The organism is Mycetocola sp. Y442, from assembly GCF_056898615.1.
Genome location: NZ_JBXHBV010000001.1, coordinates 828798 through 852636, shown reverse-complemented (window position 1 = coordinate 852636; position 23839 = coordinate 828798). Strand labels below are relative to the sequence as shown.

25 protein-coding genes and 1 tRNA gene are annotated in these 23839 nt (G+C 64.0%); 18 read left to right on the top strand and 8 right to left on the bottom strand.

Features of this window, described 5'->3' with window-relative positions; translation table 11 throughout:
• Nucleotides 1-10 precede the first annotated feature (10 nt).
• The 4 genes from ilvC (at nt 11) to serA (ending at nt 3698) form a co-directional block, all read left to right on the top strand.
• Nucleotides 11-1039, top strand: a complete 1029-nt coding sequence (ilvC, locus tag AC1X6S_RS04040; protein ID WP_483404505.1) for a ketol-acid reductoisomerase — start codon at nt 11-13, stop codon at nt 1037-1039.
• A 92-nt stretch (nt 1040-1131) separates the two neighbouring features.
• Entirely contained in the window at nt 1132-1620 is a 489-nt protein-coding gene (locus AC1X6S_RS04035; protein ID WP_483404504.1) for a hypothetical protein, read from the top strand.
• Entirely contained in the window at nt 1617-1976 is a 360-nt protein-coding gene (locus AC1X6S_RS04030; protein ID WP_483404503.1) for a hypothetical protein, read from the top strand. The genes AC1X6S_RS04035 and AC1X6S_RS04030 overlap by 4 nt, the downstream gene beginning before the upstream one ends.
• Nucleotides 1977-2108: 132 nt before the next feature.
• Nucleotides 2109-3698: a phosphoglycerate dehydrogenase gene (serA, locus tag AC1X6S_RS04025; RefSeq protein ID WP_483404502.1), complete on the top strand. Its 1590-nt coding sequence runs from the start codon at nt 2109-2111 to the stop codon at nt 3696-3698.
• Nucleotides 3699-3770: 72 nt separating this feature from the next.
• On the opposite strand, the gene AC1X6S_RS04020 is transcribed toward serA, so the two are convergent.
• Together AC1X6S_RS04020 and AC1X6S_RS04015 are read right to left on the bottom strand one after the other, a co-directional pair.
• Nucleotides 3771-4019 carry a DUF6458 family protein gene (locus AC1X6S_RS04020; protein ID WP_483404501.1) on the bottom strand — a complete coding sequence of 83 codons (249 nt, stop codon included), beginning with the start codon at nt 4017-4019 and terminating at the stop codon, nt 3771-3773.
• A gap of 74 nt (nt 4020-4093) precedes the next feature.
• Entirely contained in the window at nt 4094-4681 is a 588-nt protein-coding gene (locus AC1X6S_RS04015) for a TetR/AcrR family transcriptional regulator (protein WP_483404500.1), read from the bottom strand.
• A gap of 71 nt (nt 4682-4752) precedes the next feature.
• Here AC1X6S_RS04015 and AC1X6S_RS04010 point away from each other — a divergent pair, with 71 nt between their 5' ends.
• The 8 genes from AC1X6S_RS04010 to AC1X6S_RS03975 all read left to right on the top strand — a co-directional run bounded on the left by AC1X6S_RS04010 (nt 4753) and on the right by AC1X6S_RS03975 (nt 12865).
• Complete coding sequence (locus AC1X6S_RS04010; RefSeq protein WP_483404499.1) at nt 4753-6300, top strand: MFS transporter; 1548 nt, start codon at nt 4753-4755, stop codon at nt 6298-6300.
• A gap of 45 nt (nt 6301-6345) precedes the next feature.
• Nucleotides 6346-7401 (top strand): 3-isopropylmalate dehydrogenase, encoded by a 1056-nt coding sequence (locus AC1X6S_RS04005; RefSeq protein WP_483404498.1) that lies wholly within the window; start codon nt 6346-6348, stop codon nt 7399-7401.
• 44 nt (nt 7402-7445) lie between these two features.
• Nucleotides 7446-8567 (top strand): branched-chain amino acid aminotransferase, encoded by a 1122-nt coding sequence (locus AC1X6S_RS04000; protein WP_483404497.1) that lies wholly within the window; start codon nt 7446-7448, stop codon nt 8565-8567.
• A gap of 18 nt (nt 8568-8585) precedes the next feature.
• Nucleotides 8586-9344 (top strand): fumarylacetoacetate hydrolase family protein, encoded by a 759-nt coding sequence (locus tag AC1X6S_RS03995; protein ID WP_483404496.1) that lies wholly within the window; start codon nt 8586-8588, stop codon nt 9342-9344.
• Between the two features lie 44 nt (nt 9345-9388).
• Complete coding sequence (gltX, locus tag AC1X6S_RS03990; protein ID WP_483404495.1) at nt 9389-10909, top strand: glutamate--tRNA ligase; 1521 nt, start codon at nt 9389-9391, stop codon at nt 10907-10909.
• Nucleotides 10906-11814, top strand: a complete 909-nt coding sequence (locus AC1X6S_RS03985) for an NAD(P)/FAD-dependent oxidoreductase (RefSeq protein ID WP_483404494.1) — start codon at nt 10906-10908, stop codon at nt 11812-11814. Before gltX ends, AC1X6S_RS03985 begins: the two co-directional genes overlap by 4 nt.
• A 58-nt stretch (nt 11815-11872) precedes the next feature.
• Nucleotides 11873-11944: transfer RNA gene (locus tag AC1X6S_RS03980), tRNA-Gln, on the top strand.
• Nucleotides 11945-12244: 300 nt separating this feature from the next.
• Nucleotides 12245-12865, top strand: coding sequence for a DUF1345 domain-containing protein (locus tag AC1X6S_RS03975; protein ID WP_483404493.1), 621 nt, complete (start codon nt 12245-12247; stop codon nt 12863-12865).
• Nucleotides 12866-12962: 97 nt separating this feature from the next.
• Here AC1X6S_RS03975 and AC1X6S_RS03970 read toward each other — a convergent pair whose 3' ends face one another.
• Nucleotides 12963-13085 carry a hypothetical protein gene (locus tag AC1X6S_RS03970; protein WP_483404492.1) on the bottom strand — a complete coding sequence of 41 codons (123 nt, stop codon included), beginning with the start codon at nt 13083-13085 and terminating at the stop codon, nt 12963-12965.
• A gap of 423 nt (nt 13086-13508) precedes the next feature.
• Nucleotides 13509-14162, bottom strand: coding sequence for a response regulator (locus AC1X6S_RS03965; protein ID WP_483404491.1), 654 nt, complete (start codon nt 14160-14162; stop codon nt 13509-13511).
• Here AC1X6S_RS03965 and AC1X6S_RS03960 point away from each other — a divergent pair.
• From AC1X6S_RS03960 to AC1X6S_RS03940, 5 genes are all read left to right on the top strand, one after another.
• A complete protein-coding gene (locus tag AC1X6S_RS03960) occupies nt 14074-16401 on the top strand; it encodes a GAF domain-containing sensor histidine kinase (RefSeq protein ID WP_483404490.1) in 2328 nt (775 codons plus the stop codon). The two genes, AC1X6S_RS03965 and AC1X6S_RS03960, sit on opposite strands and share 89 nt — an antisense overlap.
• A 175-nt stretch (nt 16402-16576) precedes the next feature.
• Nucleotides 16577-17314, top strand: a complete 738-nt coding sequence (locus tag AC1X6S_RS03955; RefSeq protein WP_483404489.1) for an alpha/beta fold hydrolase — start codon at nt 16577-16579, stop codon at nt 17312-17314.
• Nucleotides 17315-17348: 34 nt separating this feature from the next.
• Nucleotides 17349-17711, top strand: a complete 363-nt coding sequence (locus tag AC1X6S_RS03950) for a RidA family protein (RefSeq protein ID WP_483404488.1) — start codon at nt 17349-17351, stop codon at nt 17709-17711.
• Between the two features lie 64 nt (nt 17712-17775).
• Nucleotides 17776-18597, top strand: coding sequence for an alpha/beta fold hydrolase (locus AC1X6S_RS03945; RefSeq protein ID WP_483404487.1), 822 nt, complete (start codon nt 17776-17778; stop codon nt 18595-18597).
• A gap of 55 nt (nt 18598-18652) precedes the next feature.
• Entirely contained in the window at nt 18653-19960 is a 1308-nt protein-coding gene (locus AC1X6S_RS03940; RefSeq protein WP_483404486.1) for an alpha/beta fold hydrolase, read from the top strand.
• A 67-nt stretch (nt 19961-20027) separates the two neighbouring features.
• Here AC1X6S_RS03940 and AC1X6S_RS03935 read toward each other — a convergent pair whose 3' ends face one another.
• Together AC1X6S_RS03935 and AC1X6S_RS03930 are read right to left on the bottom strand one after the other, a co-directional pair.
• Nucleotides 20028-20654: a DapH/DapD/GlmU-related protein gene (locus AC1X6S_RS03935; protein ID WP_483404485.1), complete on the bottom strand. Its 627-nt coding sequence runs from the start codon at nt 20652-20654 to the stop codon at nt 20028-20030.
• A gap of 14 nt (nt 20655-20668) precedes the next feature.
• Nucleotides 20669-21550, bottom strand: coding sequence for a helix-turn-helix transcriptional regulator (locus tag AC1X6S_RS03930; protein WP_483404484.1), 882 nt, complete (start codon nt 21548-21550; stop codon nt 20669-20671).
• A gap of 235 nt (nt 21551-21785) precedes the next feature.
• Here AC1X6S_RS03930 and AC1X6S_RS03925 point away from each other — a divergent pair, with 235 nt between their 5' ends.
• A complete protein-coding gene (locus AC1X6S_RS03925; RefSeq protein ID WP_483404483.1) occupies nt 21786-22202 on the top strand; it encodes a (R)-mandelonitrile lyase in 417 nt (138 codons plus the stop codon).
• Between the two features lie 79 nt (nt 22203-22281).
• Here AC1X6S_RS03925 and AC1X6S_RS03920 read toward each other — a convergent pair whose 3' ends face one another.
• Both AC1X6S_RS03920 and AC1X6S_RS03915 read right to left on the bottom strand, forming a co-directional pair.
• Nucleotides 22282-23193 carry an SDR family NAD(P)-dependent oxidoreductase gene (locus tag AC1X6S_RS03920; protein WP_483404482.1) on the bottom strand — a complete coding sequence of 304 codons (912 nt, stop codon included), beginning with the start codon at nt 23191-23193 and terminating at the stop codon, nt 22282-22284.
• A complete protein-coding gene (locus AC1X6S_RS03915; RefSeq protein WP_483404481.1) occupies nt 23190-23831 on the bottom strand; it encodes an NAD(P)-dependent oxidoreductase in 642 nt (213 codons plus the stop codon). The genes AC1X6S_RS03920 and AC1X6S_RS03915 overlap by 4 nt, the downstream gene beginning before the upstream one ends.
• Nucleotides 23832-23839 lie beyond the last annotated feature (8 nt).

Here is a 23839-nt window from a genome sequence, read left to right as displayed (position 1 = left end):
AGATAAACAAGTGGCTGAGATTTTCTACGACGCTGACGCCGACCTCTCGATCATCCAGGGCAAGAAGGTTGCCGTCGTCGGTTACGGCTCACAGGGGCACGCACACGCGCTGAACCTCCGTGACTCGGGTGTCGACGTCGTCATCGGGCTCAAGGAAGGGTCGAAGTCGATCGCAAAGGCCGAGGAGCAGGGCTTCGTCGTCAAGAGTGTTTCGGATGCTGCCGCCTGGGCAGACGTCATCGTCATCCTCGCTCCCGACCAGTTCCAGCGCACGATCTACGCTGAGTCCATCAAGGACCAGCTCGCCGAGGGCAAGGCTCTCGTCTTCGGTCACGGCTTCAACATCCGTTTCGGATACATCGAAGCACCCGAGGGTGTTGACGTGATCATGGTCGCCCCGAAGGGACCAGGACACACCGTCCGCCGCGAGTACGAGGCAGGCCGTGGCGTTCCCGTCATCGTCGCCGTTGAAAAGGACGCGACGGGCAATGCCTGGCCGCTCACCCTGAGCTACGCCAAGGCGATCGGCGGCCTCCGCGCCGGCGGCATCAAGACCACGTTCACCGAAGAGACCGAGACCGACCTGTTCGGTGAGCAGGCTGTCCTCTGCGGTGGCGCGTCGCAGCTCGTCCAGTACGGCTTCGAGGTCCTTACCGAGGCTGGCTACCAGCCGCAGGTTGCGTACTTCGAGGTTCTGCACGAGCTCAAGCTCATCGTCGACCTCATGTGGGAGGGCGGCATCGCCAAGCAGCGCTGGAGCGTCTCAGACACCGCTGAGTACGGCGACTACGTTTCAGGCCCCCGCGTCATCGACCCGAGCGTCAAGGAGAACATGAAGGCCGTTCTCGCCGACATTCAGTCCGGAGCGTTCGCGAAGCGCTTCATCGACGACCAGGACGCAGGAGCCCCCGAGTTCCTCGAACTGCGTGCCAAGGGTGAGGCGCACCCGATCGAGGAGACCGGCCGCGAGCTGCGCAAGCTCTTCGCGTGGAACGCCTCGAACGACGACGACTACACCGACGGTTCGGTCGCCCGCTAGTCACCCTCACAGATCACCCGGTCCGTGCCCTGTCCGCTTCGGCGGCAGGGCGGGGACCGGGTGTTTGTTTGTGCAGCGGTATTCTGGATGCCATGCCCCGAGACAGTGATGATGAGGCCCTGAGCTGGGCCGGTGACGATGAGCCGGCCCTGAGTGAGCGGGCCGTGAGCGTGCCCACCGACGCTCCCGCGGCAACAACGCCGACGGACCGGGCCGTAGCGCCGGGCTGGAAGGTTGTCGGCAACCCGGGCACAACAGCCGCGTCCGGGAACGACCAGCCGCGGGGCCAGATGGGTTCTGTTGCTCTCGTCGCGCACGGGGTCATCGCCGGAATCTACCTGCTCTACAGCATCGGCTGGCTCATCGTCGTGCAGCGCGACACTGCGTCACCCTCCGACATCATCGGGGGCGCGATGTACAGCCTCGGCCTGTGGCTCGCCGTACTGGCTCCAGCTCTCTGGTTCGGCGCCACGCTCTGGCTCACGCGGACGTCGGTCACGTCACGGGCGCGCCTGATCGTGCTCGCCGTCGGCGTCGTCGTGCTCGCCCCGGTGCCGTTCCTCCTGGGAGGCGCATCATGAGCGCCGAACCGACCCAGGCTGCACCAGCGCGCAGGGCTCTTCCTCGCTGGCTGGCCACGACGCTCGCCGTTCTCTTTGGTCTCTTCTACGCCTACGACGTGTGGGAGGCCGTCGGCAACGTTGTCGGCATCAGCACACTGGCATCCGGTCTCGACACGTCGATCTCCGTGCTCGGCTGGGCAGTGCTCAGCATCGGCATCGCTGTGCCGATTGTCGTCTTCCTCATCGCGCTTCGGCTCGGTCGGGGGCGGGACATTCTGGCTCAGGTCCTCGTCTATCTCGCCGGGCTCGGCGTGGTCGCCGTGGTGTCGCTCGGGATCATCGCTCTCTTCGGCGCGGGTGAATTGCTGACGTAACGCCGCTGGCTCGTGACGTAATACCGCTGACTCGTCCAGTACAACCGCTGGCTCGTCCAGTAAAGTCGAGAGAACGAGCGCTCCGACGGCTGCAGCGCCCGACATCCCCGTTGCAAACAAAGGATTTCACCTGTGTCAAAACCGGTCGTGTTGATCGCCGAAGAACTCTCCCCAGCAACTGTTGATGCCCTCGGGCCCGACTTTGACGTTCGCACCGTCGACGGCACCGACCGCCAGGCGCTTCTCGCGGCACTTGCCGACGCCAACGCTGTGCTCGTGCGCTCGGCGACGAAAGTCGACGAGGAGGCCATCGCTGCGGCTCCGAACCTCAAGGTGATCGCCCGCGCAGGCGTCGGGCTCGACAATGTCGACATCAAGGCGGCGACCACCGCCGGCGTCATGGTCGTGAACGCGCCCACCTCGAACATCATCTCGGCGGCCGAACTCACCGTCGGTCACATCCTCAGCCTCGCCCGTCACATCCCGCAGGCTCACAATGCCCTCGCCGGTTCACAGTGGAAGCGATCGAAGTACACCGGCACCGAACTGTACGAGAAGACCATCGGCATCATCGGCCTCGGCCGAATTGGCGCCCTGATCACCGCTCGCATGCAGGCGTTCGGTACCAACGTCATCGCATACGACCCCTACGTGACGAGCGCACGGGCGCAGCAGCTCGGCGTCCAGCTCGTCACCCTCGACGAGCTGCTCGCACAGTCGGACTTCATCACGATCCACATGCCCAAGACCCCCGAAACCACCGGCATGATCGGCGCCGAGCAGTTCGCTCTGATGAAGCCGACGGCGTACATCGTCAACGTCGCCCGCGGCGGGCTCATCGACGAAGACGCGCTGTACGACGCGCTGCTCGACGGAAAGATCGCCGGCGCCGGCCTCGACGTGTTCGTCTCCGAGCCGCCGACGAACGACAAGCTCCTCTCCCTCCCGAACATCATCGTCACACCGCACCTCGGTGCGTCGACGGGCGAAGCACAGGAGAAGGCCGGTGTTTCCGTCGCCAAGTCGGTGCGCCTCGCCCTCGGCGGCGAGCTGGTGCCGGACGCCGTGAACGTCGCCGGCGGTGTCATCGACCCCTACGTCCGCCCCGGCATCCCGCTGGTCGAGAAGCTCGGGCAGATCTTTGCCGCCCTCACCACGTCGCCGCTCACGAGCATTGACGTCGAGGTGCACGGTGAGCTCAGCGAATACGACGTGAGCGTTCTCAAGCTCGCGGCTCTCAAGGGCATCTTCACCAACATCGTCAGCGAGACCGTGTCGTACGTCAACGCTCCGTTGCTGGCCGAGCAGCGTGGCATCGTTGTTCGGTTGATCACGGATGACGAGAGCAACGAATATCGCAACGTCATCACCCTGCGCGGTGCGCTGAGCGACGGTTCCCAGGTATCGGTGTCCGGTACGCTGACGGGCACGAAGCAGATCGAGAAGCTCGTCGAGATCAACGGCTACGACGTCGAGGTCCCCATCTCGAGCCACCACATCGTCATGCTCTACACCGACCGACCCGGGATCGTCGCCGTCTACGGCCAGCGTTTCGGCGAGGCAGCCATCAATATTGCGGGCATGCAGGTCGCACGCCGCGAGGCCGGGGGTCAGGCGCTCAGCGTGCTCACCGTTGACTCGCCGGTGCCGGACGAAATCCTCGAGGCCGTTCGCGCGGATATTGACGCAACAGTGCTTCGCGAGATCGACATCACGGAGTAGCGGCGCACGCACGTGGCATAAAGAAGAGGGAGGGCAACGAGTGTTGCCCTCCCTCTTCTGTGCGCCTGTCGCTTAGAGCGAGTCGTTGCGCTCCGCGGTCTCGACGCGGGTTCCGGTGGTCGGGTCAACCGCTGTGCGGTTGGTCACGACGGAACGACGCTTGCGTGTCATGAGCGCGAGGCCGACGATGAAGACCACGAGGCCGGCACCCATGAGGATGTACCCGATCAGGTCGAGGTCCACCCATGCCACCGAAACGTTCACGGCGAATGTCAGGATCGCTCCGACCGCAAACAGGAAAATTCCCAGGCCAATACTCATCGTGTGTTTCTCCTCATAATTCGGTGGATCGTGCGGTGAGATCGAGTTCGATCCGAGGTCACACTACTGGCATGTCAATCGCGGGCGCTAGGGGGAGCGAGCCGCGCCAGAACTGTGAGAAGGCCGTCGATCGCCCCGGGCGAGACGTCGGCGGGGTCCGGCGTGCCCATGCCGAGCATGGCCGAATTGAAATACAGGCCGTCGCTGACGAGCATGATGGCTCGAGCCACGGCCGGGTCGCCAATGGACTCAGTGATCACCGCGAGCCACTCGCCACGAATGGCGGTGAGCGCCTCGCTCGCGCGGGGATCGTCGGCCTGGGCAAGCCGTGACGTCGCAACGAGCGACCGGTCGAGGGCGCTTCCCGAATCGATCGATGTGCGAATGAGGTAATCGACGGGTCCGGCCGGCGCTGCCCTCATCTTTCTCACGTCGAGGCCAGTGAGCTGCTGCAGTCGCTCGACGAGGCCAGCTGAGAGAGCGTCCTTTGAACCGAAGTGGTAGAGCAAGCCGCCCTTGGACACCCCGGCCCGCGCGGCGACGGCGTCGAGCGTCGCGCCCCGTTCGCCTGCCTCGATGAGCAGGTCTTCATAGGCGACGAGAATTCGGTCGCGCGTGGAAGCAGGCTCCGGCATCCGTTTCTGCTGTCCGTTGCTGGTCATGCGATTACTGTACCGTCCAGCCGGTACACTAGTCGAGCCCCGTTTTTGAGCACCCGAAGGGAAGTGACCCCATGAGCACCACAGTTCCGGCAGTTACCGAACCGACTGACGTACGCGTCGGCGTCCGTGGCTGGGTCGCCCTCGCCGTGCTGATGCTTCCCGTGCTCCTGGTCTCCGTGGACAACACAGTGCTGAACTTTGCGCTGCCCGCGGTGTCGGAGGACCTCACGCCAACGGGGGCCCAGCTGCTGTGGATGATCGACATCTACCCGCTCGTCCTCGCGGGCCTGCTCGTCTCGATGGGCAGCCTGGGCGACAGGATCGGCCGACGGAAGCTTCTCCTCATCGGCTCGGCCGGGTTCGGCGTCGTCTCGGTCATCGCCGCGTTCGCGCCGTCCATCGAGTTGCTCATCACCGCCCGCGCCATCCTCGGGTTCTTCGGTGCAATGCTCATGCCGTCGACGCTCTCGCTGCTCCGCAACATCTTTCAGGACCGTAACCAGCGTCGGCTCGCGGTGGCCGTCTGGGCGAGTGGTTTTGCCGCCGGCAGCGCCCTCGGTCCGATCATCGGCGGTTTTCTGTTGGAACACCTCTGGTGGGGGTCCGTCTTCCTCATCGCGGTTCCTGTCCTCGCGCCGCTGCTGATTCTCTCTCCCTTCCTCGTCCCCGAGTCGCGCGACCCCAACCCTGGCCGGCTTGACGTCGTGAGTATCGGGCTCTCGCTCGCCACGATGTTTCCCCTCGTCTACGGGATCAAGCACGCTGCGACCGAGGGAATCGACCTCCTTGCTGTTCTCTGCATTCTGATCGCCGTGGCATCCGGACTCGCCTTCGTCCGCCGTCAGTTCCGGGTCCAGACCCCGATGATCGACATGGCCCTGTTCCGCATCCCGCAGTTCAGCGGTGCCATCGTGGTGAACCTGTTCAGCGTCATCGCGCTTGTCGGCGGACTGTTCTTCGTCACCCAGCACCTGCAGCTCGTGCTTGCGCTGTCGCCGCTTGCGGCAGGCTTCACTCTCGTGCCGGGACTCGTGACGATGATCGTCGCCGGACTCGTCGTCGTGCCCATCGCTGCGCGGGTGCGGCCGTCGATCGTCGTCCCCGTTGCGCTTCTCTTCTCCGCTGCCGGTTACGGCGCGATCGCGGTGACAGGGGGAGATGTCTCGGCGTTCGGGATCGGAGCGTGCTTCGTCGCCCTTGGCCTCGGCATCGGTGCAGCGGAAACGGTGTCGAACGAGCTGGTTCTCGCTCACGCGCCCGCTGCCAAGGCCGGTGCAGCGTCAGCGGTGTCCGAGACCGCGTACGAACTCGGTGCCGTTCTCGGCACCGCGATCCTCGGGACAATCCTCACCGCCAGCTACCGGAACGCTGTTGTCGTACCTGACGGGCTCACCGCCGAACAGTCGCACGCCGCGTCGGAGACCCTCGGGGGAGCCGTGTCTGTGGCGGGCGAACTGCCCGCTTCGGTCGGTGACGCGTTGCTCGAATCGGCGCGGGTCGCCTTCGACAGCGGTGTCGGCCTCACAGCCTGGGTCGGCTTCGGGCTCATCGTCGCTGCGGGAATCGTCGCACTGGTGTCGCTTCGACACGTGCCGGAGGGCGTCAAGACGGCGCAGTAGGCTGGATGGCAGTCACACCCGCCTTCTCGCACACATGGAGCGTTCATGCCAGGTCCCGTCAAGCTTGCTGTCATTCCTGGCGACGGGATCGGCCCTGAGGTCGTCGCTGAGGCGATCAAGGTACTGGATGCCGTGACGGCGGCGAGCGGGACGACGTTCGAGAAGACGTGGTTCTCGCTTGGTGCGGCCCGCTTCCTTGAGACGGGTGATGTGCTCACCGACGCAGACCTCGCGAGCATCTCAGCGCACGACGCCATCCTTCTCGGCGCCGTCGGTGGAGTGCCGGGAGACCCGCGGCTGAAGGACGCGAATATTGAACGAGGACTCCTCCTCGGGCTGCGCTTCGCCCTCGATCACTACGTCAACCTGCGGCCGACGCGCGTCTATCCCGGCGTGCCCAGCCCGCTCTCGAACCCCGGCGACGTCGACTTCATCGTCGTCAGGGAGGGAACAGAGGGGCCATACGTCGGAAACGGCGGGGCGATTCGCCGCGGTACCCCGCACGAGGTGGCCAATGAGGTATCCGTCAACACAGCGTTCGGGGTCGAGCGCGTCGTGCGCTTCGCCTTCGCGCAGGCCGCCCAGCGCCGCAACAAGCTCACCCTCGTGCACAAGACCAACGTGCTCACGTTTGCCGGCGGAATGTGGCAGCGCATCGTCAACGAGGTGGCCGCGGAGTTCCCCGGTGTGAGCGTCGATTACCTCCACGTGGATGCCGCAACGATCTTCCTCGTCACCGACCCTGCTAGATTTGACGTCATCGTCACGGACAACCTCTTCGGCGACATTCTCACCGACCTGGCCGGCGCAATCAGCGGCGGTATCGGGCTGGCGGCCTCGGGAAACATCAACCCGGATGGCGCCTTCCCGAGCATGTTCGAGCCGGTCCACGGTTCTGCCCCCGACATCGCCGGGCAGCAGAAAGCGGACCCGACCGCGGCAATCCTCAGCGTCGCGCTCCTGCTCGAGCACCTCGGCCTCACCGAAGAAGCAGCGGCGGTCACCTCGGCCGTTACCGCGGATATCGCCGGCCGTGGCTCAGGGGCGAGAACAACCTCCGAGATCGGGGATGCCATCGCGCACGCTCTCGGCGCACACTAGACACATCGCGAAACGAGCATTCGCTCACTGAAGGATTGAAGATCATGGCACTGGCATCAGAGATCGAAACCGAGTACTTCCCGCTGTCGTACGAGCAGCGGCCGAATGACAGCGTCGTTGCCGAGGTCGAGCGCGAGGTCATCCTCGCCAACCCTGGGTTCGGAAAACACTTCACCGACCACATGGTCGCCATCGACTGGACGCTCGATGAGGGCTGGCATGACGCCCGCGTCCAGCCGTACGGTCCGCTCCTGCTCGACCCAGCGGCATCCGTCCTGCACTACGCGCAGGAGATCTTCGAGGGACTCAAGGCCTACCGTCACGCCGATGGTTCGGTCTGGACCTTCCGGCCGGAGAAGAACGCCGAGCGGTTCCAGCGCTCAGCGCACCGGCTCGCGCTTCCCGAGCTTTCGACCGAGGACTTCCTCGAGTCGCTCAAGCAGTTGGTCCGTGCCGACATCAGCTGGGTGCCCGACGGTGAAGACACGAGCCTCTACCTCCGTCCGTTCATGATCGCCAACGAGTCATTCCTCGGCGTTCGGGCCGCGCAGAAGGTCAGCTACTACGTCATTGCCAGTCCGGCGGGAGCGTACTTCCCCGGCGGGGTGAAGCCGGTGTCGATCTGGCTGTCCACCACGTACAGCCGCGCCAGCCGTGGTGGAACGGGTGCCGCCAAGTGCGGCGGCAACTACGCAGCGTCGCTGCTCCCGCAGCAGGAAGCCGCGGAGAACGGCTGCGCCCAGGTGCTCTTCCTCGATTCCGAGTCGGGAAACCGCATCGAGGAACTCGGCGGCATGAACATCTTCTTCGTCCACAAGGACAAGAAAGTGGTCACGCCGGAGCTGACCGGAAGCATCCTCGAGGGCGTCACCCGCGACAGCATCATCCAGCTGGCACGTGACAGGGGCTTCGAGGTCGAGGAGCGGGCGGTGACGATCGACGAGTGGCGTGACGGCGTCGAGTCCGGTGACATCACCGAGGTGTTCGCCTGCGGCACGGCAGCCGTCATCACCCCGATCGGTGAGCTCAAGGGTCCCGACTTCTCCCTCGGCAGCCCCGACGCCGAACCGGGCGAACTGACCATGAGCATCCGTGACGAACTGACCGACATCCAGCACGGGCGCCGCGAAGACGTTCACGGCTGGCTGTACCGGCTCGACGCTTAACCCAACCTAAGGACCTCTGTGAAAATCGCACGCTTCAGCCACGACGGCGCCATCAGCTTCGGAATCCTCGACGAGAGTGACTTCGTCGTTCTCGCCGGTGACCCGATGTTCCAGGGCTTCGAGACCACGGGGGAGCGGGTGCCGCTCGCCGACGCCGTGCTGCTGGCACCGGTCATCCCTCGGTCGAAGGTGGTCTGCGTCGGGAAGAACTATGCCGACCACGCGAAGGAGATGGGTGGGGATGCTCCTGCTGAGCCGCTGCTCTTCCTCAAGCCGAACACCTCGGTGATCGGGCCAAGCGACCGCATTATTCTTCCCTCACTGTCGCAGCAGGTGGAGCACGAGGGCGAGCTCGCCGTCATCATCGGTTCTGTGGCGAAGAACGTTCGTGCCGAAGACGCCGACAGTGTGATCTTCGGGTACACCATCGGCAACGACGTCACGGCCCGTGACCTCCAGCGCACCGACGGCCAGTGGACGCGGGCCAAGGGCTTTGACACCTTCTGCCCGCTCGGTCCAATCGTCGAGACCGAGTTTGACCTGAAGAGCGCGACGCTCGAGACCCGGGTCAACGGCGACGTTCGCCAGCACGCGCCGCTGTCAGACATGATCCACTCGGTCGCCGAGATCATCGCGTACGCTTCTGCGGTGTTCACCCTGCTGCCGGGTGACGTCATCCTCACCGGAACACCGGCCGGGGTCGGACCCATCGTCTCGGGCGACGTCGTCGAGGTCGAGGTCAGCGGGCTTGGCATCCTGAGGAACTCCGCCGTCTAAGCCGCAGAGGGGCGTGAGAGCGCGAGCGGCTAGGATTGTGCTCGATGTCAAGCGCAACTACACCCCAGTTTTCCACCGCCACCGGCACCGACGTTCGCGTTCGGTTCTGCCCCTCTCCGACGGGGACGCCCCACGTGGGCCTCATCCGTACTGCCCTCTTCAACTGGGCATACGCGAGGCACACCGGCGGCAAGCTCATCTTCCGGATCGAAGACACGGATGCCGCGAGGGACAGCGAAGAGAGCTACCAGCAGATCATCGACGCCCTCACCTGGCTGAAGCTCGACTGGGACGAGGGCGAGGGTGTCGGCGGAGACCAGGGACCATACCGCCAGTCGCAGCGCGCCGACATCTACACCGGCGTCATCGAGCGACTCAAGGAAGCCGGTCACGTCTACGAGAGCTTCTCGAACGCTGAGGAGATCGACGAGCGCAACGCTGCCGCCGGCCGGCCGAAGCAGTTCGGCTACGACAACTTCGACCGCGACCTGACCGAGGAGCAGAAGGCGGCCTTCCGGGCCGAGGGCCGTTCGCCAGCGCTGCGCCTGAAGGTGCCGGACACCGACCTCAGCTTCGACGACCTCGTCCGCGGCGAGATCACCTTCCCTGCCGGATCGTTCACCGACTTCGTCGTGGTGCGGCCCAACGGGCAGCCGCTGTACCCGTTCGTGAACCCCGTCGATGACGCGCTCATGGGCATCACCCACGTACTCCGCGGCGAAGACCTGCTGCCGTCGACACCGCGGCAGATCGCGCTGTACCACGCACTCATCGACATTGGGCTGACCACGTTCGTTCCCCGTTTCGGCCACCTGCCCTACGTCATGGGCGATGGCAACAAGAAGCTCTCGAAGCGTGACCCAGAGTCGAACCTGTTCCACCACCGGGACCGCGGCTTCATCCCCGAGGGACTCGTCAACTACCTCGCCCTCCTCGGCTGGGGCCTGTCGGCCGACCGCGACGTCTTCTCGCTCGACGAGATGGTTGCGGCCTTCGACGTGGTCAACGTCAACCCGAGCCCGGCCCGGTTCGACCTCAAGAAGGCCGAGTCGATCAACGGCGACCACATCCGCCTCCTTGCCGCCGATGACTTTGCGGAGCGCACGATCCCGTACCTCGTTCGTGACGGCATCCTGAGCGAACCGCTCACTGAGAGGCAGCGTGCGATCCTCGCTGAGGCCGCGCCGCTCGTCCAGGAGCGCATCGCGCTGCTCGGCGAGGCACCAGGCATGCTCGGATTCCTCTTCACGGATGCCACGGGCATCGAGTATCAGGATGACGCGCTGAAGAGCCTTCCGAAGAATGCCGTCGAGGTGCTCGACGCTGCTCTCGCAGCCCTGGGCGACGTCGATGATGCCGTCTGGAAGGCGGAAAGCATTCAGGGTGCGCTTGCCGCGTCGCTCATCGACGGACTCGGGCTCAAGCCACGGATCGCGTACGGGCCGCTTCGCGTCGCGGTGTCCGGCCGCCGGGTCTCCCCGCCGCTGTTTGAATCCATGGAGATCCTCGGAAAGGCCGACTCTCTGGCGCGCCTGGAGCGGCTGAAAGCGTTCCTCGAGTCGTGAGCGACACGTTCGACGTCGTCGTGATCGGGGGAGGGCCCGCCGGGCTCTCCGCCGCGCTGAACCTCGTGCGGGCCAGGCAGCGAGTGCTGCTGCTCGATGGCAACCGGCCGAGAAACGCCGCGACGTTGAACTCGCACGGCTTCCTGACCCGCGACGGTGTCTCGCCGCTTGAGCTGCGGAAGCTCGGTCGTGAGGAAGTGGCCGGGTACGACAACGCCGAGGTGCAATTCGGCACCGTCACCGAGGTCAGCGCCGACGACGCGGGATTCCGGGTGAAGGCAGACGGCATCCGCGGGTCGGCGGATCGCGATGTGCGGGCCCGGCGGGTCCTCGTCGCGACCGGGCTCACCGAAACGCTGCCGTCGATCGGCAACATCCGTGCGTACTACGGGACTGCGCTGCACAGCTGCTACGAGTGCGACGGTTTCGAGAAGGCGGGGGAGCCGCTGGCCATTGTCGGCGAGAGTGATGACCTGGCCCAGCAGGCGCTGCTCGCTACAGTGTGGTCACGCGACGTCATGGTCTTCACGAACGGGGTCGGAGCTGTAACGGATGCCGATGAGCGCATGCTGGCGGAACGGAACATTCCCGTCGAGCGTCGTGAGGTTGCCGAGTTCGTGGGCGAGCGCGGTGTCCTCACCGGACTGAGGCTGACCGACGGAACCGTCGTCGAACGAACCGCAGGATTTATTCGTCCGCTCTGGCACGCGACCCACTCATACCTGAGCGGCCTCCAGCCGCTCACTGACGAGCTCGGGCTGCTGCTCGTGGACGCGGGTGGGCGAACGAGTGTTACTGGCTTATATGCCGCTGGAGACATCACCCCGCCGGGGCCGGAGCAACTTATCGTTGCCGCTGGTGCCGGTGCGCAGGTCTCGGCGGCCATTGTTCGCGACTCAATTTGAGAGTGGGTCGCGGTTAGGCTACAGTTGACTCTCGGCCGGGGGTAACACTTTTGGCCATTGGGGTATGGTGTAATTGGCAACACGGATGATTCTGGTTCATTTGTTCTTGGTTCGAGTCCAGGTACCCCAGCAGTAAAAACCCTCGCTTCGGCGGGGGTTTTTTGTTGCCGTGATGGCGTCATTTCAGTCCGATTCGCGCTGGCTAGCGGTTGCGCGGTACTCAGCGCCCCGCAATAAGGCGGAGTGCGACCCCAGGTTCTGGGCACATGGTCAAGGTCAGCGCAAAAATCGCCCCGGTCGTACACGCGAGGATGACGCACCTGTGTGCGAGCATGGATGCGTGGTCGTACGGTATGTGAGTGATCTTGCGAGAGCCAACTGGAGCACGCTGATTTCCAGCGCCGCGGGACTCGCATCGGCGGCATTTTTCGTGAGCACTCGTGGTGGCAGCGATGAGCTCGAGACGTCGACGGTGCTGATGGCGGCTTACCTTGCGGCATGGCCGGCTTTCGTCGCGATTTATCTCGTGTGGACGCATGTTGTCTATGCCCAACGCGGCCCCCGCGCTCTTGCCGTGGTGGCACGACAGGAGTCCCGGTCCCTGCGACGCGTATCGGTGCGCATCTTCGGCTACGGCGGTGCGTCAAACTGGGCACTCCTGGGCGCTCTGGTCGCCGTTGCGCTGACGATCGTCGTCGCACAGAACCCGGCGTTCCAGGGCGATTGGGTCTTCATTCTGCTCGGGCTGCTCACGGTGGCGAGTTCGTGGGCTCTCATGGTGTACTCCTTTGCGCTGGAGTACCTGCGTCTGGCATTGGTGGAAGACGAGGACGGGGCCCTCATCGAGGTGAACGTCGACGGCGATCCGCAGTTCACCGATTACCTGACACTAGCCATTCTTCTTTCCACCATGGCAGCGACGGTATCAGCGAACATCCGCTCGCGACGCGCATGGACGCTCGTCCGAGTGAACGTCCTCTTCGCTTTCACCTTCAACACGGTGATTGTCGCGATGATGGTGTCATTGCTGTTCGGCGGCGCTCTCGGCTAATTCTCCGCACTCGCGAGACGAAAGGTCCACCGGCTCACCGCGATGGGTGGAGAATCGTCGCTCGTGGGTCATCCCGCTGACCGCCTCAGGGCGGCTGTCACGGTTTGTAGATTCTCAGTTCGTCCGCGGAGAAGTAGTTCTGCGCCTGAGGGGTGACCATTACCAGGTACTTTTCGCGCTTCTCGTCGATCCAGATGACGGTTCCGACGTTGCCGGTCATCACGGATCCGGTGGCCTGAACGGTGTCCCCGATCTTGAATTCGTTCTGACAGCGGAGAGCAGCAGTGGGGCAGTCAAGGCAGTAGCGTTGTTCACCGCGTGAACCATGACACCCGGCCAGACGGATTGCGTTTTACGGAAGAGCAGGCAGTGACGATGCCGACGACGAATGCGACGGGCAGAACGGGGGTCACGCCGTGTGCGACCGCGAATATCGCAGGGCTGACGAGCACGCGGAGCCAGGCTCCATATCGCTGAAGGGCGTTTGTTCTTGGTTCGAGTCCAGGTACCCCAGCAGTAAAAACCCTCGCTTCGGCGGGGGTTTTTGTTGCCGTGATTCGCGTTTCGGCGACGTTTCTGCCACGGCGCTGTGATCAACCACGCACATGCCTCCGGCACGCGCTCCGCGAATCCACCTGTGACGTCAGTGTGCCTGGTCCAGGTAGGTGAGTACGGCGAGTACTCGGCGGTGGCTGGTGTTTTCGCTGCCGAGGTCCATCTTGGCGAGTATTCGGTGCACGTGCTTTTCAACAGTGCCTTCGGAGAGATACAGGGCCTTACTGATGCCGAGATTCGATCGACCTTCCGCCATGAGTACGAGCACTTCTCGTTCTCTGGGGGTAAGTAGGTCGAGAGGGTTACGAGTCCGGCGAGCACGCACAAGCTCTTCTACGAGCGCCGGGTCGATGACAGATTCGCCGGCCACGACCCGGGCAAGTGACGCGATGAAGGTGTCGATCTCGGTGATCCGTTGCTTAAGCAGATACCCGATGCCGGAACCGCTCGTGAGGAGGTCAATGGCGTGCTCCACCTCGACGTAGGACGACAGGACCAGTATCCGGACAGCTGGACAAACCGCCCTCACGGATTTCGCGGCAACGAGTCCCTCTATCGTGTTGGTCGGTGGCATCCGGATGTCAATGATGAGCAGGTCAGGCTGGAGCACACGCACCACATCCAGAACCGCGACGGTGTCGGAGGCCTGGGCAATGACGTCCAGCCCCGTGCGAGCGAGAAGGCTCGCTAGGCCTTCCCTAAGCAGCACGTCGTCATCGACGATTACCACTCGACTTCCCATGCGCTCCGCCCCCTATCGCGGACTCAGCTTTTACTGCATTCTTGGTCTTGAATCTTCCCAGATTAGCCAACGGGACGCGGTCGGAGTCACGGTGATGGGCGAACCTCGTGTGAATGGCATCGACGGCGAACTGGCTGCGTTGCGCGCAGCTGCCGCTCTTGTAGCGGAGGGGGCTTCGCCTCGGGTGGTTCTGGAGACAGCGGCCCACCATGTGGCGGACACGGTTGACGCGGATTTTGTCGAAATCTTGCGCGTTGACAGTCGAGATCGGACTGCGGTGTTCGCAGCTTGGGCTGCGCGGGATGCGAAGATCATCGATCTCGATCACTGGTTACTCGATGATGATCACCTGGCCCGGGAGGTGATTCGCACCCAAAAGCCCGTACGTCAGGATTTTGCTCCTGACCCCACGGCAGCGGATGTGAACGTGGCCGGAAGAGGGCTCGGCATTACGTCATCTGTCGGGGTTCCGATTGTGCTCGGCGGCAAAATGTGGGGGGCGATATTCGTTCACTCGGTCGGCCGTGTCATGCTGCCAGCTGACACGGAAGAGCGGCTGAGCGGTTTTGACGAGCTGATCGGTTCCGTGCTCGCGAACAGCCGAACTCAGGAGGAGATGGAACAACTCATCGCTGAACAAGCAGCTCTGTTGCGGGTCGCCGATTTAGTCGCCAGGGAAAGTGCGGCTGACGATCTGTTTCACGCGGTCGCAGAGCAGCTTGGTCGAGTGACTCACGTGTCGGGCACGCACGTGCTGCGATTCGACGACGAGGACATGGTGACGTCTGTGGGCAGCTGGGGCACAGTGGACGGCGGCATCACAGTCGGGAGGCAACTCAGTACCCTCGGCAACAGCGTCACCGGCCAAGTCCGTGCCACAGGCTTGCCAGCGCGGGTGGAAGATGACGGTTCCATCGAAGGTCAACTCGGCGGCCTCCAACGCGCTGTGGGACTGCGTTGTGCGGTTGGAGCACCGATCCGTGCTGCCGGGCGCCTGTGGGGCGCGTTGGTGGTGGGGTCAGTCACCGGGACGCCGCTACCAGCCGAGACCGAGGCGCGAATGGTCAAGTTCGCTGACCTGGTCGGGGTGGCTCTCTCCAACCTGGACGCGCGCAACTCTCGGCAAGTTCTCGCTGACGAACAGGAGGCGCTGCGACGCGTGGCTACGGTTGTCGCGCGTGAGGAATGGAACGTAACCCTCCCCACAATCGTCCGCGAACTCGCGCTCCTGCACCGTGTTGAGGGGGCCGTTATCATCCGTTACGAGAACGACGAATTCGGGACGATCGTAGCCGCCTGGGGAGAGCCAGACCTGGACAGATTCATCGGCCAAACGCTCCCCTTTGGCGGCGATAATCCTGGCGACTACGTTTACCGCACACATCGCCCCGCCCGACAACATGGCTTCGAAGGAGGTGAGGGCCTCTTCGCACAGCTCTCTGTTCGCATGGGAATCACCGAGACACTTGCCGGACCGGTGTTTGTGGAGAACCGGCTCTGGGGGGCCATCGTCGTGGTCTCCATGGCTCCGGGTCGACTGCCGCCCGAGACCGAGGCGCGACTCGGGCAATTCGCGGAACTTATCGCGACGGCAATCGGAAACATGAAGTCCCGGCTGGAGCTCATCGAATCCCGCGCCCGCATCGTTCAAACCGCCGACCAAACACGACGTCGATTCGAGAGAGACCTCCACGACGGCATCCAACAGCGCCTCGTCTCGATCTCGATGGACCTGCGAACCGTCGAACAGCAGCTTTCTGCTGACGCGGATGCCCGCTCACGCGTGGCGGAGATCACAGACAGCCTTGTCGCAGCACTCGACGGACTCCGCGAGCTGTCCCGCGGGATTCACCCGGCAATCCTGTCAGAGGGCGGCCTTGTGCCAGCGGCTCGTTCCCTCGCCCGGCGATCCACCATCCCGGTCATGCTCAACCTGCCGAAGCCCGCACGGCATCCGGACAGCGTGGAAGTCGCCGCGTACTACGTCATGTCGGAAGCGCTCGCCAATACGGCAAAGTACGCGCAGGCGTCTACCGCTGAAATTTCGATCACCCCGACCGAAGATGTACTCATTGTCACCGTCGCCGACGACGGAATCGGCGGCGCAGACATGACCAGGGGTTCGGGCCTGATCGGGCTAGAGGACCGCGTGGAGGCCCTTGGCGGATCGCTAACGGTTCAGAGCCCGCCACGGGGTGGAACCACGATCACGGCCAGGCTGCCTTTGATCTTTGTTTAACCCCCGCCAGCAGGGGGCCACACACCCCGGAAATCATCGCCCTGGGAGGGGCGCTGGCATGGGCGACCCCGCGCTTCAAACCCGGGACCATGGGTGTTACCGGGCGAGGAAGTTCCTGGCGGGATCACTCCTCCTCGGGATCAACAACGATCCCCGACATCCAGGAGGAAGCACCATGTCCATCACCGAAACCGCCCGCGATAAGCCGACCGTCGTTCTCGTGCACGGCGCCTTCGCCGAATCATCGAGCTGGAACGGGGTGATCTCTGGGCTTCTCGCCGAGGGGTACCCGACAATCGCGGTCGCCAACCCGCTCCGAGGAGTCACGTTCGATTCCGAGTATCTCCGCGCTCTCCTGGTCGACGTCACGGGCGATATCGTGCTCGTAGGACATTCCTACGGCGGTATGGTCATCAGTGGCGGCGGCACCGACAACCCGAACGTCAAGGCGCTCGTCTTCGCTGGCGCATTCGCACCGGAAGAGGGCGAGACACCCGGCGATCTGGCCGGCAAGATGCCCGGCTCGACGCTGGGGGAGACCCTCACCAAGGTCGAGCAGCCCGACGGTGACAACGACCTCTACATCATGCAGTCCCGGTACCACGCACAGTTTGCAGCTGACTCTCCGGCCGACGTCGCCAGCGTCATGGCCGTCACGCAGCGCCCGATCCTCGAATCGGCGTTCGGGCAGAAGGCTGGAAAGGCCGCGTGGAAGACGATCCCGTCGTGGTTCCTGTTCGGATCAAAGGATTTCAACATCCCTGCAGCCGTGCACCGGTTCATGGCAGAGCGCGCGGAATCGCGCAAGACGGTCGAGCTTCCCGAAGGGTCGCACACCGTCGCAATTCCCGAAGCTGCCAAGCTCGTCGACCTGATCAGGGAAGCGGCAGACGCAACCTGCGGCGGCAACTGACCCTTGTGGACACCGGCACCGACAGCGAATGATCATGGACTACATCCGGCGCGGAGCCTCACCCGCTGCTCCCTACGTATCAGCCGTTGTGGCAGAAGGCCGGTTCGTGTTCGTCTCCGGACAGAGGCCCACGCGACGCGGGGAGTTAGTCACCGGGACCATCGCAGAACAGACCGAGCTGGTGATGGCAAACCTCTCGGCGATCCTCGACGCTGCCGGTGCCACGCTTGCCGACGTTGTCAAGTGCGGCGTGTTCCTGGCCGACCTCGCTGACCTCCCCGAATTCAACGAAGCATACGTCCGCCTATTCGGATCCCGAACCCCGGCCAGGACAGCGGTAGGAGCAAACCTCCCCGGATACGGCGTAGAAATCGATTGCATCGCCGCGATCAGCTGACCATTCCCGCACCCCACACCCCGTCCGCTCGCCAGCTCGAGCACACCAATAAGGAGAAATAACGATGAGTTACATAACCACGGAAGATGGAACGCAGATCTATTACAAGGACTGGGGCGAGGGCCCCGTCATCACCTTCTCCCACGGCTGGCCGCTCAGCGCCGACGCCTGGGACGGGCAGCTGCACTTCCTCGCAGAGCAGGGGTACCGGGTCATCGCCCATGACCGGCGCGGACACGGCCGATCCAGTCAGCCCACCAACAACAACGATATGAATGGCTACGCTGATGACCTCGCCGCCGTCATTGATGCGCTCGGAGTCACGGACGTGGTCGCCGTCGGTCATTCCACCGGCGGGGGTGAAGTCGCGCGCTACATCGGCCGGCATGGCACAAGCAAGGTTGCCAAAGCGATCCTCGTGTCCGCCGTCCCTCCGATCATGGTGCAGTCGGACGCGAACCCCGAGGGTCTGCCGATCAGCGCATTCGACGAACTCCGAACGAACCTCGTGAAGGACCGCTCCCAGTTCTATACGGACCTGGCCACTCCTTTCTACGGCGCCAACCGGGAAGGCTCGAACGTCTCCGAGGGTGTGTTGCGGCAGTTCTGGCTGTGGAGCATGCAGTCCGGCCTGCGCAACGCGTACGCGAGCATCAAGGCCTTCTCGGAGACCGATTTCACCGAAGATCTGAAGGTATTCGACGTTCCGACGCTGGTGTTGCACGGAGATGACGACCAGATCGTCCCGGTGAAGGACTCCGCCCACAAGTCCGCCCAGCTGATCAAGGGGGCGAAGGAGATCTACTACCCCGGCGCCCCGCACGGGCTCATGGACACCCACACCGACCGCTTCAACGCGGACCTGCTCGAGTTCATCAGGAGCTGAGAACCAAGCCAACGAACGCCATGTCGTCTCACCGACACGGCGGGAAGGAGGCGTCATGTTCGAGAGATTTGAACAGAAGTACGTGAAGACGGAGCGCGGAAAGATCTTCGCCCGCGTCGGTGGCAGCGGCTCACCGGTTCTGCTCCTGCACGGATATCCGCAAACCCACATCATGTGGCATACGGTGGTCGATGCCCTGGCCGGTGAGCACACGGTCATCGCCGCAGACCTGCCCGGATATGGCTCCTCCTTCCACCCACCCCTGACTGGCGATCACTCCGCCTACTCCAAACGACAGATCAGCAACGACCTCGTCCAGATGATGCGGTCGCTCGGACACGACGAGTTCGCGGTCGCAGGTCACGATCGCGGTGGTCGTGTTGCCTACCGGATGGCGATTGACCACCCGGAACGCGTCACCGCCATCGCCGTACTCGACGTGGTACCCACGGCGGAGGTGTGGCGGAGGGCAGACGCCGAGTTTGCCCTCACCTACTGGCACTGGGTATTCCTCGCTCAACCGGCACCGCTGCCCGAAGCCCTCATCAACTCCAACCCATCCGCATTCTTCGACCTGCATGTGCGCGCGCTCGGTCTCGGTCGCAAAACCGAGCAATACCCACCGGAGCTAATGGCGATCTACCGCGCCCTGCTGGACGACTCCAGTGTGGTGGAGGGGATCTGCGAGGACTACCGGGCCGGGGCAAGTCTCGACCGCATGCACGACGAAGCCGATCTCAGCGCCGGCAATGGCATCCGGTGCCCCGTCCTCGTCCTCTGGAGCGCCACAGGTGCGCTGCCGAAGTTGTACGGCGACGTCCTCGCTGTGTGGCGGCCATGGGCCGATGACCTCCGTGGACGAGGACTGGCCGCCAGTCACTTCCTCGTCGAGGACGAACCCGAACTGGTGGCACATGAGCTCAACGCGTTGCTCCTCAACGAGTCGCGGAATTTCTCTCCCCGCCAACAAAAGGAATCAATCATGACCGACCGGACCGCCTCTGCAGACAACGCCAATCCCCGGGACACAGACGAGCTGCGGGGCGTGCTCAAACGTACCGAGATCCAGCACGTCCCCTCCTCGATCCCCGGCCGTGACATCGTGCAGGTTCTGACCGAGATCCCGGTGAATGTTTCCTCAGGCTGGCACCACCACCCTGGCGAAGAGGTCGGCTACATCGTCGCCGGCAAGGTGCAGATGGAGCGGGAAGACCACACCACCCAGATCCTCAACACCGGCGACGGATTCCTCATACCGCCCGGGGTGTCCCACAACGCAACCGACCTGGGACCCGACACCGGTCGGATGCTCTCTACCTACATCGTGGAAAAGGGTCAGCCCATCGCCACGCTCGAAACCTGATCATGTTCAACGGGCTGGCCATTGCGCCCTCTGTTGCCGCTGTGCCGTCCGTAGGGTCCGGCTTCAGCTAGCCGACAGGATCCATTGGTTCCGTGTCGTTTCCGCTCGCCGGCTCCTCCACGGAGTCCGGGGTCAGCGTACGGACTACGCGGGCCGGCGACCCGACCACGACGGCGTTGACCGGGACGTCTTTGGTCACAACTGAAGCCGCCGCGACGACGGAGTTGTCACCTATCGTCACGCCGGGAAGGATGGTTGCGTTCGATCCAATCCACACGTTACGGCCGATGATTATGGGCGCGGGATGGACGTCAGCGCGCCGGGAGGGGCTCATATCGTGGTTCAGCGTTGCGAGAACCACGTTGTGCCCGATTAAACTGTCGTCGCCGATCGTCACGCCACCCTGGTCCTGGAACTTGCACCCCGAGTTGATGAAGATCCGTTTCCCGAGAACGATGTTCTTTCCGAAGTCCGCGTACAGCGGCGGAAACACCGTCACCGAGTCGTCAACGTCGCGTCCGGTCAATTGCGCGAGGAGTTGTCGCACCCGCCCGGGTTCGTGATACCCGTTGTTCATCTCTGCGGTGATCTTCAGGGCATCCTGGCTGACCTCGAGCATGACGCTGTGCAGCGGCGACCCTCCTTCGATCGTGCGTGCCGCGTTGAGCGCTGCGAGCAGATCGTTCAGTTGCATATTTGCTCTCTCCTTCAAAAAATGTTCCGGCTCGGCGTCGACGCTTCCGGGATTCCCCAGCTGGCCAGCACCTGCAGCCTTTCGGCGCTGGGGGAGCCAGGCTCAGCGGTGTAAACCATGAGGACAAGCCCAGGGTCTGCGGTAATCATGAGCTCTTCGTAGGCGAGTGTAAGTTCGCCGACCACGGGATGGTGAAAACGTTTGGTTCCAGACCCGTGAGTCCGCACATTATGTGCTCCCCAGAGCTGACGGAAGGTGTCGCTGCGAGTGGAGAGCTCGCCGACGAGATCCTGTAGGGCCGTATCGTTCGGGTCACGGCCCGCGTCGGTGCGCATGATCGAGACGCACATCTCAGCGAACAGGTCCCAGTCCGGGTAGAAGTCGCGTGATGAGGGGTCCAGGAACTGGAACCGAGCGAGGTTCGGAGTGCGGCCGCCGTCGCCGATGAGGGGCGAGTAGAACGCGCGGGCGAGGTCGTTCGTGGCCAAGAGGTCCTGGTGCTGGTTCCGGACGAAGGCAACCCCGCCGGTAATGGTGCTGAGCACCCAGTGCAGACTGGGCCGATTCACCGTGTTCTTGTGAGACCGGCCGCGTGGGCGCCCGGACAGTGGGATGCCGTCAGCCGCGCGGGCGAGGTCGAACAGGTGTGTTCGTTCCGTGTCATCGAGGCTGAGGGCTCGGGCGATGGCCTCGAGTACCGACGATGAGGCTCCGCTGATGGCACCGCGTTCGAGCTTGGCGTAGTACTCGACGCTGACGCCGGCGAGCGTTGCAACCTCGGTGCGGCGAAGCCCGGTAACACGCCGATTGGGCCCGGCGGGCAGCCCCGCCTGCTCCGGAGTGATTCTGGCGCGGCGCGACATAAGGAACTCTCGAACCTCAGCGTGATTGTCCATGCCCCGAGACTACGTCGCCGCGCCAACGCAAGGGGTTCTCTGTTGATACACCCTTCCACAGAGACTCCCTCACGGACAGGTTGTCGCGTTCACTGGACGTCGGGCCTCGACGCTGTGCCCGACGCGAACGGGCAATGGATGACCGCGAAGCTCTCAAGGTTATGATCGCCCTCTAACCGCCGAAGCGACGGCACGGAGCCGAAGCGACGGCACGGATCAGGAAAGAAGCAGCCCGATGAATATTGAGCCGACTCAGCCGACGATCAAAAACCCGCCGGAGCAGTTCGCCGGCGACGTTTGGTTCGACCCCATCACGGTCCCGCACGACGACGACCAGCGCATGGTTGTCGGCATCGTTCGGTTCGCTCCTGGTGCTCGCACCGCCTGGCATTCCCATGCCCGCGGGCAGTACCTCCGGGTCACCAGCGGCATTGGCCGGTTCGGTACCCGCGACGGCAAAATCGTCGAAGTGCACCCCGGGCAGACAATCTATACCCCGCCGGGCCAGGAACACTGGCACGCTTCCGCCGCTGGTACCTTCATGGAGCACCTGGCCATGTTCGAAAATGCGGACGATCCCGCGGAGACGACAACGTGGTTCGAGCACATCACGGACGACGACTTCCGGGGTTCGACCTCGACCCCGGCGTGACTTGGCTCGAGAGCCGTGCAGGTACTTCGGTTCGAAATGCCAAGGGCATAACGCGAAGTTCGCCCATTGCGGCTTCGTCTCAATCTCCGGCGAGAAACCGATCGCTGGCGTCGCGTAGTCCAGCTTGCGCGATCAGGTCATACGAAATGGGCGGTGTGCGGGTCTCGGCACCATGAACGAAGTAACGCCCGGTCACTCCCTTCAACCCGGCGGTGGTAGCCAGGTGCAGCGTCGCAGCCGCCCCCTGTGCGGGGGTGAGCATGGACCGGCGGATCAGGCCCCCCACCGGACGGAGAACGGCAGGAATGAGGTCATTGATGATCTCGGTTGCCACGATTCCGGGGTGCAGCGCGTTCAGAGTTACACCGTCTGACGCAACCGTGCGGGCGAGGTCGTAACCGGCCATCACCGTGAGCAGTTTCGCCCGCGCATACGCCTCGAACGGCACGAACCCCGGCGCGGGGTTGAGTCTTGTGAGGTCGCCCAGGTCACTGCTGTCGAGCGTCGCTGGTCGCGGTTTGCCGCTCAGCTTCACCTGTCGGGTGTCGCGGAGGCTGTCGGATGCCACGTTGACCACTCGCGCCCGACCCCGCCGAAGGGCGGGTAGAAGGAGCGTGGTCAAGCCGTAAGCGGCCAGGTAGTCCACGGCGACATGCATTTCCAGCCCATCGGGGGAAACGCGGCGGTCGCGGAAATGGGCACCGGCGTTGTTCACCAGGAGATGGATGGATGTGTGCTGCGCAAGGATGGCGCGACTGGCACCGATTATTCCGTCGCGCCTCGACAAATCGCCGACGACGACCTCGAAGCCGCCGGGGCCCTCTTCACCCCGGATCTGCGAAGCGAGGGTATCGGCAGTCCGCGGGTTCCTGGCAATGGCAATCACGAGAGCGCCGGCCCGGGCCAGCTCGAGGGCGATGACCTGCCCCATGCCTCCGGTCGCCCCCGTAACCACCGCGACCTTCCCCTCGAGCTCGTATGGGGCCGTCATCGGCGGATCCTCGGGTATTGACGGACAAACCGGGCCATCTCTGCCTCGTGTATCAGGAACGCTGCGAGGTCTGCCCGGCCGATGGCGTGCCACGGACGAATGGGAAGATCCTCGCCGACCTTATAGTCGCCAGCCGGGGGAGCGTTCTTCAGCGTCGGCGGGCGAACGATTGTCCACTCCAGCCCGGAAGAAGTGATCAGCGGTTCCATCGTCTCCTTGTCCTTCAGCTTTTCACCCACCCCCGCCCACGCCAAGATCGAAAACAGGGACCGATCGTGGCTCTCAAGAACGCCATGAGCGCTGACCACGATCAGACGCGACACCTCCGCCTTGACCATTGCCGGCACAGCCGCATTTATCGCGTCGGTGCACACCGTGGTCGGCCCCCTGGCTGGTCCGCCGATGGTGCTGATAACTGCGTCCACACCCAAAAACGCATCCGCCAGCGGACCGGGATCCGTGACGTCGGGCCACGCGAACTCCGTGAGCCCCCGTGAAGGCTCGAAAGAGCGTGGCCTGCGCGTGAGGGCGACCACGTCGTGGCCGGAACGAAGACCAGCGGCAACGACGTGGCGACCAGTGGCACCGGTCGCCCCGAGAACCGCCACTCGCAGCGCTTGTGAGACATTATGCGTCATAAGACAAA